This is a genomic window from Micromonospora sp. CA-240977, assembly GCF_050942285.1.
Lineage (GTDB): Bacteria > Actinomycetota > Actinomycetes > Mycobacteriales > Micromonosporaceae > Micromonospora.
The window spans coordinates 2553294-2566751 of record NZ_CP192055.1 but is presented as its reverse complement, the minus strand read 5'-3'; the positions used below and the strand labels follow the sequence as shown (position 1 = coordinate 2566751).

The following is a 13458-nucleotide window of genomic DNA, read 5'->3' as shown; positions in this document are numbered from 1 at the left end:
ACCGGCTAGGGTCCGGGACATGCCCTTCGACATCGCCCGCACCCGGGCCGCCTACCCCGCCCTGACCGAGGGTTTCGTGCACCTCGACGGGGCCGGGGGCACCCAGACCGCCAGCGGTGTGATCGACGCCGTCACCGACGCCATGCGGACGGCGGTCGGCAACCGCAGCGCCGCCTCCGTGCCGGGTCGCCGGTCGTTGGAGCTGGTGGCCGACGCCCGCGCGGCGGTGGCCGACCTGCTCGGCGCCGACCCGGCCGGGGTGGTGCTGGGCCCGAGCGCCACCGCGCTGACCTACACGCTGGCCCGCACGCTCGGCGCTGGTTGGCGTCCCGGTGACGAGGTGGTGGTCTCCCGGCTCGACCACGACGCGAACGTCCGGCCGTGGGTGCAGGCCGCCGAGGCGGCCGGCGCGACGGTGCGCTGGGCCGAGGTCGACCGGCACACCGGCGAACTGCCCGCGGCCCAGTACGCCGACCTGGTCGGCGAGCGGACCCGGCTGGTCGCGGTGACCGCCGGGAGCAACGCCATCGGCACCGTGCCGGACGTGCCGGCGATCGCCAAGATCGCGCACGCGGTCGGCGCGCTGGTCTGCGTCGACGGGGTGCACTCGGTTCCGCACGGGCCGACCGACCTGGCCTCGCTCGGCGCCGACGTGCTGGTCACCAGCGCGTACAAGTGGTCCGGTCCGCACCTCGCGGCGATGGTGGCCGACCCGGCCCGATGGGCGGCGCTGCGCCCGGCGAAGCTGGTGCCGTCCTCCGACGCCGTGCCGGACCGGTTCGAGTACGGGACCCCCAGCTTCCCGCTGCTGGCCGGCGTGACCGCCGCGGTGGACCACCTGGCGGGCCTGGACCCGGACGCGGTCGGGGACCGGCGGGCGCGGCTACGCGCCGGCCTGGCCGCCGCCCAGGCGCACGAGGAGGCGCTGCTGGACCGGCTGCTCGCCGGCCTGGCGGAGCGACCGGCGGTCACCGTGTACGGCTCGCCGGCCCGGCGCTGCCCCACTGTGTCGTTCCGGGTCGCCGGGATGTCACCGGCGGCCACCCAGCAGGCGTTGGGCGCCGCCGGGTTCTGCCTCTCCGTCGGCGACTACTACGCCTACGAGTACTTCCAGCTGATGGGTCTGCGCGACAGCGGCGGTGCGGTGCGGGCCAGCATCTACCACTACAACACCGCCGACGAGGTGGACCGGTTGCTCGGCGAACTGGACGCGGTGGCCGACGGTGCGGGGAGAATGGACGGATGAGCACCCTGGTCGAGGACAACCCGGCGAAGCACCGCTTCGAGATCCTGGTGGACGACGCGCTGGCCGGCTTCACCGCGTACCTGATGCGGGGGGAGGTCCTGGTCTTCACGCACACCGAGGTGGACCGGGGCTTCCAGGGCAAGGGCGTGGGCGGCGAGTTGATGCGGGGCACCCTGGACGAGGTCCGCGCCCGGGGCGCCACTGTGGTGCCGCAGTGCCCGTTCATGGCCGCGTTCATCGACAAGCACCCCGAGTACGCGGACCTGGTCGCCGACCTGCCCTGAGCGGGACGGTCGGCTCAGCGGGCGCCGGTCAGCACCTCGGCGGCGGCCCGGCCACTGGCCCGGGTGGCACCGTGGGTGGCCAGGTGCACCGCCCCGGTGACCACCTCGGGCACGCCCATCTCGACGACGACCGCGTCCGGCCGGGCGGCGAGAGCCCGTCGCACGGCGGCAAACATCCAGTCGTGCCGGTGCAGATCCCGGACCACGAGCACCAGCGGGCGGGCCCCCGCCCCGGCGCCCGGGTTGGCCGGCACGTCGGGTTCGGCGTAGCGGACCGTGCTCGTGCCGGGCAGCAGCTCACCCAGCGGCGCGCCGATGCCCCACGGGGTCTCCGCGCCGATGGCGATGTTGCGCAGGGGCTCGAACTCGACGACGTGCGCCGCGCGGGTCAACGGCAGCGCGTCGGTCGCGGGCCCGGTGACCCGGACGGCCCGACGGGCGGCGACGAGCCCGACGTCGGCGGCGTCGCGTGCTCCGGCCGGTCCGGCGGCCCGCGCGGCCATCGTCCAGGCGGCGAGTTGGCCGACGCGCTTGGCCGCCTCGGCGAGGCGTTCCTCGGGCAGCTCACCGGAGACGACAGCGGCCACGATGGCGTCGCGCAGCTCGCGGGCCGCCTGCTCGTCGGCCCGTTCGCCGCCGACGCAGATCGCGTCGGCTCCGGCGGCGAGGGCGCGGACCGTCGCCCCGGCGAAGCCGTACCGGTCGGCGACAGCGCGCATCTCCACGGCGTCGGTCACCACCACTCCGGAGAAGCCCATCTCGTCGCGGAGCAGCCCGCTCAGGATGCGCTGACTCAGGGTGGCCGGCAGCTGCGGATCGAGCGCGGGCACCAGCAGGTGGCCGGTCATCACCGCCTGCACCCCGGCCGCGACGGCGGCCCGGAACGGGACCAGCTCGCAGGTGTCCAGCCGGTGCCGGTCGGCGGTGATCCGGGGCAGGTCGTGATGTGAGTCGACGCGGGTGTCGCCGTGCCCGGGGAAATGCTTGGCGCAGGCCGCCACGCCGCCGGCCTGGAGCCCGCTGACCCAGGCGGCGGTGTGCCGCGCGACAAGTGCCGGGTCGGCGCCGAACGAGCGGACGCCGATCACCGGGTTCGCCGGGTTGGAGTTGACGTCGGCGTCCGGGGCGTAGTTGAGGGTGACCCCCGCCGCGGCCAGCTCGATGCCGAGGTCCCGGGCGACCGCCTCGGTCAGCTCGGGGTCGTCGACCACCCCGAGGGCGAAGTTGCCGGGTCGGGAGCTGCCCTGGGCCGACTCGAGTCGGGTGACGTCGCCGGCTTCCTCGTCGATCGCCACGATGACGTCCGGACGCTCGGCGCGCAGCGTCGCGGTGAGCGTCGCCACCTGCTCGGGGTCGACGACGTTGCGGGCGAAGAGCACCACCGAGCCGAGGCCCTCGCCGAGCCAACGGCACACCCAGTCGGGCGGGGTGGTGCCGACGAACCCGGGCTGGAGGACGGCGGCGGCGAGGGCCGGGAGGTGCCCGGTGGGTGTGGTCACGCCACCCCCTCCTGGCGCTTGGCGTCGATCACCGGCGACGGTGCGCCCCCGTCGACCCACTGGTTGCGCTCGCTCATGCGGCCCCCGTACCCCATCTCTCACGCGCCCTCGGCGCACCGCCACCGGCAGGCGGTCATGCCATGGTCACACCGCGCGATTCAATAGTCAATAAACCTTACAGTTGCCTAGCCGCCCGCTCCCCGGGAGAGTGCGGGGATGGACCCTGCCCTGCTGGCCGACGCGACGAGCCCGGCCGACATCCCCGGCGTACGCCTGCTCGGCCTGGTGGTCGGCGCCCTGCTGCTGCTCGCCGCGATCCGGGCGATGTTCGGTCGGCGCTGAGCGCGGCCCACCCGCGCGCCGCCTCCTCGCGTCCCCACCGGCGCGCGCTGTCGACACCGGGAAGCGGTGTGGCCGGGCGCGACCGGGGTACGGCTTCCCCATCAGCAGGCACGCGCCGAAGGGGAGAGCCATGAAGATCGGATACTTTCTGTCCAGTGAGGAGTTCACGCCGGCCGAGCTGCTGGAGCAGGCACGCGGTGCCGAACGGGCCGGTTTCGAGGCGCTGTGGATCTCCGACCACTACCACCCCTGGGTGGACGCGCAGGGCCAGAGCGCGTTCGTCTGGTCGATGATCGGCGCGCTCAGCCAGGTCTGTTCGCTGCCGGTGACCACCGCCGTGACCTGCCCGACGGTGCGGATCCACCCGGCGGTGATCGCCCAGGCGGCGGCGACCAGCGCGGTGCTGCACGGCGGGCGTTTCGTGCTCGGCGTCGGCACCGGCGAGGCCCTCAACGAGCACATCTTCGGCGACGCCTGGCCGTCGACCGACGTCCGGCTGGAGATGCTGGAGGAGGCCGTCGAGGTGCTGCGGAAGCTGTGGGACGGCGGCTTCGTCCACCACCGCGGCACGCACTACACGGTGGAGAACGCCCGGATCTACACGCTGCCCGACACGCCACCGTCGATCTACGTCTCCGGCTTCGGCCCGAAGTCCATCGACCTGGCCGCCCGGATCGGCGACGGCTACGTGAGCACCATGCCCGACGGCGACATGGTCCGGCGCTTCCGCGAGAACGGCGGCGGCGACAAGCCGTGCCAGGCCGGCTTCAAGGCGGCGTACGCCGACAGCGAGGACGAGGGGGTCCGCATCGCGTACGAGCGCTGGCCCAACGCCGGGGTGCCCGGCGAGCTGTCCCAGGTGCTGCCCTCGCCGCGGCACTTCGAGCAGGCCGCCGAGCTGGTCAAGCCGGAGATGGTCAAGGAGGCGTTCGTCTGCGGCAACAGCGTCGACGCGCACCTGGAGATGATCGACAAGTACGCCAAGGCCGGCTTCGACGAGGTCTACGTCGCCAACACCGGCCCGCACTACCAGGGCCTGTTCGACCTCTACCAGCGCGAGGTGCTGCCCCGACTGCGGTGACCCGGACCGGTGTCGTCCCGGCCCGCCCGGTCGGCGGCCGGGGCGACACCGTGCCGCAGGGTCACCACCGGGTCGTCGGTCCACGTGTCCCCCCACGCGCGGCCCACCCGACACGGTTTCGGATCTGAACAGGTCGGGTACCTCCGGCCCTCGATGAAACTGTCCACGCATTCGATGACGTTGCGCCGCGCGGCCCGCAGCCTTTTCGGCTGGAAGGCGCTACGGCCCAACCAACTGGCCGCCATGCGCGCGGTGATGAAGCGACGTGACGCGCTTGTGGTGTTGCCCACCGGGGCCGGCAAGTCGGCCATCTACCAGATCCCGGCCAGCCTGATCCCCGGCCCCACCGTGGTGATCTCCCCGCTGCTGGCCCTCCAGCAGGACCAGATCGCCTCGCTCAACGAGCGGCAACGCCCGGAACTGCGGGCGGTGCGGATCAGCTCGAACGAGTCGCCCAACCAGCAGGCCCAGGCGATCACCGAGGTCCGCGAGGGTCGGGCGGAGTTCCTGTTCATCACACCGGAGCAGCTGAGCAACCCGGAGCGGATGGCGGAGGTCGCCGCGCTGAAGCCGGCGCTGGTGGCGATCGACGAGGCGCACTGCATCTCGGCCTGGGGGCACGACTTCCGGCCCGACTACCTGGCGCTCGGGCACCTGATCGACGGCATCGGCCGGCCGCCGGTGGTCGCGCTGACCGCCACCGCGTCCCCGCCGGTACGCGACGACATCATCGCCCGGCTGCGACTGCGCGACCCGGAGGTGGTGGTCTCCGGGCTGGACCGGCCCAACCTGTTCATCGAGGTGGCGCACTGCCCCACCGAGGACTACCGGTGGCGGCGTCTGATGGCGCTGCTGCGCGACGAGGGCCGACCGGGAATCATCTACGTGCCGACCCGGCGCGCCGCCGAGGAGCTGGCCACCCGCTTGACCGACGCCGGCTTCCCGGCGCAGTTCTACCACGGTGGGATGCCGGCCGGCGCGCGCGCCGAGCTGCACGAGGCCTTCCTCGCCGACCAGGTCCCCATCATGGTGGCGACCTCGGCGTTCGGCATGGGCATCGACAAGCCGAACATCGCCTGGGTGGTGCACATGGCGCTGCCCGACTCGCCGGACAGCTACTTCCAGGAGATCGGCCGGGCCGGGCGCGACGGGCAACCGGCCCGGGTGCTGCTGCTCTGGCGGGCCGAGGACGTCGGCCTGCAACGCTTCTTCAGCGGCGGCCTGCCGGACTCCGACGAGTTGCGGGACCTGGCCGCGCTGCTGCGGCGCAAGCCGGCCACCAAGACCGAACTGCGGGAGACCACCGGCCTCGGGCCGCGCAAGCTGGGCCAGTATCTCTCCCTGCTGGAGCAGATCGGCGCCGCCGAGCCGCGGGCCCGGCAGCGCGTCGGCGCTCCGCGCTACTCCCCCGCCCCGACCGAGGCCGCCGCCGCGGCGCTGGCCGAGGCGGAGCGCCAGCAGACGGTGACCCGGTCGCGCACGGACATGATGCGGGCCTTCGCCGAGACCAACTCCTGTCGGATGCAGACCCTGCTCGCCTACTTCGGTGAGCAGATGACCGAGGTCTGCGGGCACTGCGATAGCTGCCACGCCGGCACCAGCGTCGCCGACCAGGGCGCGGTCGGGCCGTTCCCGGTGCACAGCCACGTGCGTCACCCGGAGTGGGGAAACGGCATGGTGCTCTCCTACGAGGAGGACAAGATGACAGTTCTCTTCGATGAGGTCGGGTACAAGACGTTGTCGGTGCGCGTGGTGTCCGAGCAGGGCCTGTTGACCCTGGACTAGCCTGACCCGGGCGCCGGCGCGCGCCCGGTGGATCGACCAAGCAGAGCACCGATTGACACAGCAGAGCAGGGCGGAAGGGGCGTTGCCGTGATCGAGCAGCCGGCGTACACCGGGTTCGGATTCTCCGACGGGGAGTGGGGGCTGCTGGTCGGCCTGCCGCAGTCGGTCCTGACCGCGGCGAGCGCCGCCGAGTCCGACGGCACCCGCCGGACCATGGCGGAGACCGCGGCCGGGCTGGAGACCATCGCCGCCGGGCGGGAGTCGGCCAGCCCGCTGGTCGCCGCCGTGGCCGGCGAGATCGTCACCCGGGTCGGTGACCCGGACACCGGCGAGGAGTTGCCGGCCATCGCGCCCGCCGACCCCGGGGCGTACATCGACGACGTGCTGCTGCGGGCCGGCGAGGCCGCCGCGCTGCTGGCCGGCCGCGTCGACGAGGGTGAGGCCGGCGCGTACAAGCACTGGCTCGTGAAGATCGCCGAGCAGGTGGTGGGCGCCGCGTCCAGCGGTGGAGTGCTGGGCATCGGCGGCGAGTCGGTGAGCGATTCCGAGCGGCGCTTCCGCGACCGGCTCGCGCACGTGCTCACCGACTGACCGCCCGGAGCGGACGGCCCGGCGGCACGGTGCGGTTGATCGACTCGGTTTCCTGGAAACCACGGCATCCCCGCGTCCGGGACAGCCCGACTTCCGGGATACCGAGTCGATCATGTCGGGCGGCTACGCCTCAGCCGACGCCGGGAGCGGCTCCGGGCGCCCGGCGCGGTCGGCCGGGAGCGCCTCGGTCGCGGTCGGGTCGGCCGGTCGGACGCCGCGCAGCGCGAGAAGCGCGGTGACCGCGCCCAGCAGCATCACCACCATGGCGGCGTACGCGGCCAGGTGCAGCCCGTCGGTGAACGCGACTCCGGCGGCGTGCCGCACCGCGTCGGCCAGCTCCGCCGGCAGTCCCTGGGCGACCGCGAGCGCCCCGCCCAGCGTCTCCTGGGCCGCGGCGCCGGCGTCGGCGGGCAGCCCCGCCGGCAGGCCGTCGACGACCTCGCGGCGGTAGACCGCCGCGCCCACGCTGCCGAGGATCGCCATGCCCAGCGCGCCGCCCAGTTCGCTGCTGGACTCGGTCAACGCCGATGCCACACCTGCCTGCTCGGGCGGCGCCGCGCCGAGGACCAGCTCGGTGACGAGCGACATCACCATCACCAGGCCGCCGGCGTAGATGCTCGCGCCGGCAAGCAGCACCCACAGCGCCGAGTCCGGGGTGACCTGGGTCAGCACCACGAAACCGAGCACGGCGATCGCGAAGCCCGTGCCGATCAGGTACGCCCGTTCGACGCGCTGGGCGAGCGCGGCGGCGGCCGGCGCGACTCCGCCCACGGCGAGGGACGGCACGAGGCTCCACAGTGCCGCCCGCAGCGGGCTCAGGCCGAGCACCAGCTGGAGGTGCTGGGTGGTGAAGATGGCGAAGCCGACGATGGCGAACATCGCCAGCAGGTTGACCGCGAGCGATCCGGCGAAGCCGCGACGGCGGAACAGCGCGAGATCGACCATCGGGTACGCCCGGGTCCGCTGGCGGTGCAGGAAGAGCGCGCCCACCAGCAGGCCGCCGACGATGGCGAGCACCCGCACCGGGCTGAGACCGTCGCGGGCCATCTCCTTGATGCCGTAGATCACCGGCAGCAGCGCGCCGAGCGACAGGGCCGCGCTGACGAGGTCGAACCGCCCGGTCGCCGGGTTGCGGAACTCGGGCACCAGCAGCGGGGCGAGCAGGAGCAGCATCAGCATCGCCGGGATGTTGATCAGGAAGATCGAGCCCCACCAGAAGTGCTCCAGCAGGATGCCGCTGAGCACCGGGCCGATCGCGATGCCGCCGGTGAGGGTGGCGGTCCAGATGCCGATGGCGGTGCCGCGTTGCTTGGCGTCGTGGAACATGTTGCGCACCAGGGCGAGCGTGGAGGGCATCAGGGTGGCCCCACCGACGCCGAGCACCGCGCGGGCGGCGATCAGCGTCGCGGTGCTGTCGGCGTACGCGGCGAGCAGCGAGGCCGCCCCGAACGCGGTGGCGCCGATCAGCAGGAGCCGGCGTCGGCCGATCCGGTCCCCCAGTGCGCCCATGGTGATGAGCAGCCCGGCCAGCACGAAGCCGTAGATGTCGAAGATCCAGAGCTGCTGGGTGGCGGAGGGCCGCAGCTCCGCGTTGATGAACGGGACGGCGAAGTAGAGCACCGACACGTCCATCGAGACCAGGAGCAGCGGCAGCATCAGCACCGTGAACCCGATCCACTCCCGTCGGCCCGCCCGCGGCGCCGGTGCGGTCATCCTCATCATGATCCGTTTCCTCTCTGCGTATGGCGTACGCTGTTATGCGTAGACCATACGCAGAACTAGGATGGCCGGGCAAGGAGGAAAATGTGACGGCGAAGACGGACGACAGCGGGCCGGTGCTCCCGCCGGCCATCGAGAACGCCTGGGGGCTGCGGGAACGACCGCCCAAAGGCCCCCGGCCGGGGATGAGCGTGCCCGCCATCGTGGACGCCGCCGTGCGGGTGGCCGACGCCGACGGGCTGGCCGCCGTCTCGATGAGCCGGGTGGCCAAGGAGTTGGGCGCCGCCACCATGGCCCTCTACCGCTACGTCGGCTCCAAGGACGAGCTGCTGATGCTCATGGTGGACACCGGGTACGGTCCGTCCCCCGGCCCGCCCCCGCCGGAGCACGACTGGCGCGCCGGGCTCACCCGGTGGGCCTGGGCCGAGCACCGGGTGCTGCGGCAACGGTCCTGGCTGCTGCACGTGCCGATCAGCGGCCCGCCGATCACCCCGCAGCAGCTCGGCTGGCTGGAGGACGGGCTGCGCTGCCTCGACGGCACCGCGCTCGCCGAGAGCGAGAAGATGTCGGCGCTCCTGCTGATCACCGGGTACATCCGCAACGAGGCCACCCTCATGTCGCAGATCGCCGAGGGCAGCCGGGCGGCCGGCGTCGAGCCCAGCGAGATGATGCCGGCGTACGGCCGGCTGGTGGCCCGACTCATCGACCCGGCCCGCTTCCCGGCTCTACAGCGGGTGCTGAACGCCGGGGTGCTCGACCAGGACGACGATCCCGACGACGAGTTCACCTTCGGCCTGGACCGGATCCTCGACGGCATCGACGCCCTGATCCAACGGCGCACGGCCTGAGCCACGCCCGGTCAGGCCTTCTCCAGCAGCTCCAGCACCACCCGCTCGGCCTCCTCGCGGGGCGCCCGCGGGTCCACCGACGCCACCACCCCGTCGTGGTACAGGTCGACCACCCGCGGATCCACGTAGGACGCGCGGGCCACCGTCGGGGTGTTGCCCAGCAGCTGGGCCACCTCGCGCATCACCGCGACCACCGCCTTGCGCCGGGCCGTCACCGAGCGGGCCGGGCCGGCGGTGGCCAACTCGGTGGCGGCGAGCACCGTGGCGTGCCAGGTACGGAAGTCCTTGGCGGTCATCTCCCCGCCGCTGGCGTCGCGCAGGTAGCCGTTGACCTCGTCGCTGCGCACGTCACGCCACTCCCGGCCATCCCAGTAGCCGAACAGCCGGTCCGCCTGTCGCCGGCGGCGGCGCAGATTGACAAGCACCTGGCACAGCTCCGGGTCCTCGATCCGGCGTACCTGTTCGATGCCACCCTTCGCCGGAAACACAAGGACCACGCAGCCGCGCCGGGACCGGGCATGCTCGGGGCGCAACGTGGACACCCCGTACGTCGGGTCGTCGCCGGCCGCGTACTGGTCGCTGCCGACCCGGAACATGCCCATGTCCAACAGGCGGGCCACCGTGGCCAGCACCCGGTCCCGGCCCAGCCCCCGGTCGTCCAGGTCACGGCCCACCCGCTCCCGCAGCACCGGCAGCCGCCGGGCCACCTCCAGCATGCGGTCGAACTTCGCCTCGTCCTGCTGCTCCCGCCACAGCGGGTGGTAGATGTACTGCTTGCGCCCGGCCGCGTCGATCCCGATCGCCTGGATGTGCCCGTTCGGGTGCGGCGCGATCCAGACGTCCTGCCAGGCCGGCGGGATGACCAGCTCCCGCAACCGGGCCAGCACCGCCGGATCGCGCACCGGATCTCCGGCCGGGTCGACGAAGAGCCAGCCCCGACCGCGCCGGCGCCGTCCGTACCCCGGTCGACCCGGGTCGCTACGCCGCAACCGCACCGGAGACCCGCACCACCCTTTCCACCTCGTGCACGGCGGCAAGCACCTCGTCGAGGCGCAGAGCCGCCATCGTCGGGTGGCTTCCTACCCCGTCCCACCTGGACCAATCGCCCCCGCCGGCCCAGAGCGCCAGGTGCCGGGGACGGTCCACCGGCGGCCCCCAGTGCGCCGGCGGCACCGGTCCGAAGAGGACGACCGACGCGGTGCCCAACCCGGTGGCCAGGTGAGCCACGCCGGTGTCCCCGCTGACCACCAGCCGGGCGTTGGCGACCACCGCCGCGAGCGCGCCGAGGTCGGTCCGGCCGGCCAGCACGGCGTCGGACGGCAGGCCGGCCGCGTCGGCCACCCGGGCAGCCAGCGCCCGCTCGTCGGCCGAGCCGGTGAGCAGGACCCGGTGCCCCTGGTCGGTGAGCGTCCGGGCCAGCGCGGCGAACCGCTCGGCCGGCCACCGCTTGGCCGGGACCTTGCTCCCGGGGTGCAGCACTGTGGCACCCGTGGGCAGGCCGGCCGAACCGGGCCGACGCAGACCGAGGTCGGTGCCGTCGGCCGGAATGTCGTACCAGGACAGCAGCCGGCACCACCGGTCCACCTCGTGCTCGTCGCCGGACCACGGCGGACCGTCGGCGCAGCCGGCCCCCGGGTTCGCGAAGGCCAGCAGCCGGCCCGGCCGGGTGGCCGCCAGCAACAGGTGCGACCGCGGGCCGCGTCCGTGCAGGTTGACAGCGACCGACACCGCCGACCCGGCCCGCAGGGGCCGATCCAGCCCGGCGGTGTCGACAAGCCGGTCGACGCCGCCGACCAGGTCGACGAGCGGGGCCAGCCAGGCGGGCGCGGCGAGCGCCAACTCCCGACCGGGGTACGCGGCCCGCAGCGCCCGCAGCGCGGGCACCGCGGTGAGCAGGTCGCCGACGCCGAGCGCGCGCAGCACGAGGATCACGGGTACGAGGTCTCCTGCTCGGCGCAGACCACCAGCTCCCGCACCGCGCAGCCGGACGGCTGCTGGAGCGCGAACATGATCGCGGCTGCCGTGTCGGCGGGATCGTTGAGGATCGCGTCCGGCCCCGGCTTGTACTGCGGGTCGCGCTCGTCGAAGAACGACGTGCGCATCCCGCCCGGGATGAGCAGCGTGACGCCGACCTGACCGGCGAGTTCGGCGGCGAGAGCCCGGGTGAAGCCCACCACGCCGAACTTCGCCGCGCAGTAGGCGGTGGCGTCGCTGACCGCCTTGACGCCCAGCGTGGAGGCGACAGTGACGATGCGGCCCCGGGACGTCAGCAGGAACGGCAGGGCGGCCCGGATCACCGCGGCGGTGGCGAGCAGATCCACGGCGACGATCCGGTCCCAGGTCTCGCCCGGCACGTCGGCGAGTCGCCCCGGGACGTCCGTGCCGGCGGCGGTGACCACCGCGTCCAGGCCGCCGGCCTGCTCGGCGAGGTGGTGGGTGGCCACCTCGGCGGCCCGGGTGTCGGCCAGGTCGCACTCGGTCCAGGACACCCCCTCGGCCGGCGGTTGGCGGTCCAGCACGATCGGCCGACCACCGGAGGCGGCCACTGCGGCGACCACTGCGGCGCCGAGCCCGCTCGCGCCGCCGGTGACCAGGACGGTGGGCCCGGCGCCGGGCCGCGTGGCGGTCATCGGGTGCGCTCCCCGATGGAGCGAACGATCATGTCGGTGGTGGAGCGACCGTCCAGGTAGGGCACCACCACTGTGTTTCCACCCCACCGGCGCAGGACCTCCGCCTCCGGAAGGGCTGCGGCGGCGTCGCCACCGCCGGTGGCGTAGTCGCCACCCTTGACCCAGATGTCCGGTCGGACCCAGGACAGCGCCGCGTCCGGGGTCGGCTCGTCGAAGATGAGCACCGCGTCGACACAGCTCAGCGCGGCCAGCAGCCGGCTGCGGTCCCCCTCGGACATCACCGGTCGGTCCGGCCCCTTCAGCCCGGCCACGCTGGCGTCCGAGTTCACGCAGACGATCAGGCAGTCGCCGAGCTGGCGGGCCGCCTGCAGGGTGGACACGTGCCCGGCGTGCAGCAGGTCGAAGCAACCGCCGGTGGCCACCACCGTGCCGCCCCCGGCCCGTACCTCACCGAGGAGCGTGGCGACCGCCGCGACGCCCACCCGGTCGCCGCCCGGACCGGCGACGCTCGTCGGCGAGGGACGCACCGGCGGTGGCAGCGCCGCCGCCACTCCCCCACCGGCCACGTACGCGGACGCCTCGGCGACCGCCGCCTGCACCGCCTCGGAGACAAGCGCGCCCTGGGCCAACGCGAGGCTCGCGGTGGCCGCGAACCGGTCGCCCGCCCCGCAGGTGTCCCCCTCGGCGCTGCCCGGGGTCGGCACCACAAGCGGTGTCGACCCGGCGTGGCAGAGCAGCGCGCCGTCCCCACCCAGCGTCACCGCGACCGCGCCGGCCCGCCAGCGTCGCCGCAGCCCCTGCGCGCCGCGTGACGCGGTGGCCAGCCGGGAGGCGCCGGGCAGCGCGGGGACCAGTTCACGCACCTCCGACTCGTTCGGAGTGGCCAGATGGACGCCGGGGACGGCCGCCGGGCCGCGCGGGTGCGGGTCCCACACCACCGGCGCGCGGGTGGCGGACAACGCGTCGCGCAGCGCCGGCTGCCGGGCCACTCCCCGGCCGTAGTCGCTGACCAGCACCGCGGACGCCGCGCCGATCACCCGGAGCACCTCGTCGGAGGGCTGCCCCGGCTCCCCGGACGTGCCGCCCCGGTCGTGGCGCAGCAGCACCCGCCCCCGGGCCCGCAGCCGGATCTTCTCCGGTGTCGCACCGGACAGGGCCAGCGGATACACCTGCACGCCGGCCGCGGCGAGCAGCGCGCTCAGCCGGGCCCCACCGGCGTCGTCGGCGAGCGCGGTCACCAGCACCACCTCGGCGCCCTGCGCGGCGGCGAACACCGCCGCCAGACCGGCGCCACCCGGACGGTCGCTGGCGGCGGTCTCGTCCAGGACCGGCACCGGGGAGTCCGGGCAGAGCCGGTTCACCACCCCTTCCACGTCCCGGTCGAGCAGGGTGTCCCCGAGCACCACCACCGGTCCCCTCACGCCTACCTCCCC

Annotated in this window: 13 protein-coding genes; 7 read left to right on the top strand and 6 right to left on the bottom strand. The window is 74.1% G+C overall.

The features are described 5' to 3' along the window. Nucleotides 1-19: 19 nt before the first annotated feature. Nucleotides 20-1246 carry a cysteine desulfurase-like protein gene (locus tag ACQPWW_RS11865; protein ID WP_433132023.1) on the top strand — a complete coding sequence of 409 codons (1227 nt, stop codon included), beginning with the start codon at nt 20-22 and terminating at the stop codon, nt 1244-1246. Continuing rightward, nucleotides 1243-1530 carry a GNAT family N-acetyltransferase gene (locus tag ACQPWW_RS11860; protein WP_433132020.1) on the top strand — a complete coding sequence of 96 codons (288 nt, stop codon included), beginning with the start codon at nt 1243-1245 and terminating at the stop codon, nt 1528-1530. The genes ACQPWW_RS11865 and ACQPWW_RS11860 overlap by 4 nt, the downstream gene beginning before the upstream one ends. Nucleotides 1531-1544: 14 nt before the next feature. On the opposite strand, the gene ACQPWW_RS11855 is transcribed toward ACQPWW_RS11860, so the two are convergent. Further along, on the bottom strand, nt 1545-3029 hold the full coding sequence (locus ACQPWW_RS11855) for a glycoside hydrolase family 3 protein (RefSeq protein WP_433132017.1): 1485 nt from the start codon (nt 3027-3029) through the stop codon (nt 1545-1547). Nucleotides 3030-3245: 216 nt separating this feature from the next. Between ACQPWW_RS11855 and ACQPWW_RS11850 the strand changes: the two genes are divergently transcribed. The 4 genes from ACQPWW_RS11850 (at nt 3246) to ACQPWW_RS11835 (ending at nt 6828) form a co-directional block, all read left to right on the top strand. Next, on the top strand, nt 3246-3371 hold the full coding sequence (locus ACQPWW_RS11850) for a hypothetical protein (protein WP_255421242.1): 126 nt from the start codon (nt 3246-3248) through the stop codon (nt 3369-3371). Between the two features lie 130 nt (nt 3372-3501). Further along, nucleotides 3502-4452, top strand: coding sequence for a TIGR03557 family F420-dependent LLM class oxidoreductase (locus ACQPWW_RS11845; RefSeq protein WP_433132014.1), 951 nt, complete (start codon nt 3502-3504; stop codon nt 4450-4452). Between the two features lie 153 nt (nt 4453-4605). Further along, the gene (locus tag ACQPWW_RS11840) at nt 4606-6237 is read left to right on the top strand and encodes a RecQ family ATP-dependent DNA helicase (RefSeq protein WP_433132012.1); all 1632 of its coding nucleotides are present in this window, start codon (nt 4606-4608) and stop codon (nt 6235-6237) included. A gap of 87 nt (nt 6238-6324) precedes the next feature. Next, nucleotides 6325-6828, top strand: coding sequence for a hypothetical protein (locus ACQPWW_RS11835; RefSeq protein WP_433132010.1), 504 nt, complete (start codon nt 6325-6327; stop codon nt 6826-6828). A 123-nt stretch (nt 6829-6951) separates the two neighbouring features. On the opposite strand, the gene ACQPWW_RS11830 is transcribed toward ACQPWW_RS11835, so the two are convergent. Beyond that, entirely contained in the window at nt 6952-8541 is a 1590-nt protein-coding gene (locus tag ACQPWW_RS11830; RefSeq protein ID WP_433132007.1) for an MFS transporter, read from the bottom strand. Nucleotides 8542-8633: 92 nt separating this feature from the next. Between ACQPWW_RS11830 and ACQPWW_RS11825 the strand changes: the two genes are divergently transcribed. Next, on the top strand, nt 8634-9395 hold the full coding sequence (locus ACQPWW_RS11825) for a TetR/AcrR family transcriptional regulator (protein WP_433132004.1): 762 nt from the start codon (nt 8634-8636) through the stop codon (nt 9393-9395). A gap of 11 nt (nt 9396-9406) precedes the next feature. On the opposite strand, the gene ACQPWW_RS11820 is transcribed toward ACQPWW_RS11825, so the two are convergent. Genes ACQPWW_RS11820 through ACQPWW_RS11805 form a run of 4 tightly spaced genes read right to left on the bottom strand, consistent with a single transcriptional unit; the run spans nt 9407 to nt 13446 of the window. Continuing rightward, a complete protein-coding gene (locus tag ACQPWW_RS11820) occupies nt 9407-10390 on the bottom strand; it encodes a DNA topoisomerase IB (protein ID WP_433132002.1) in 984 nt (327 codons plus the stop codon). Further along, a complete protein-coding gene (locus ACQPWW_RS11815) occupies nt 10374-11327 on the bottom strand; it encodes a glycosyltransferase family 9 protein (protein WP_433132000.1) in 954 nt (317 codons plus the stop codon). The genes ACQPWW_RS11820 and ACQPWW_RS11815 overlap by 17 nt, the downstream gene beginning before the upstream one ends. Then, nucleotides 11324-12025, bottom strand: coding sequence for an SDR family oxidoreductase (locus tag ACQPWW_RS11810; protein ID WP_433131997.1), 702 nt, complete (start codon nt 12023-12025; stop codon nt 11324-11326). Before ACQPWW_RS11810 ends, ACQPWW_RS11815 begins: the two co-directional genes overlap by 4 nt. After that, complete coding sequence (locus ACQPWW_RS11805; protein ID WP_433131994.1) at nt 12022-13446, bottom strand: PfkB family carbohydrate kinase; 1425 nt, start codon at nt 13444-13446, stop codon at nt 12022-12024. The genes ACQPWW_RS11810 and ACQPWW_RS11805 overlap by 4 nt, the downstream gene beginning before the upstream one ends. Nucleotides 13447-13458 lie beyond the last annotated feature (12 nt).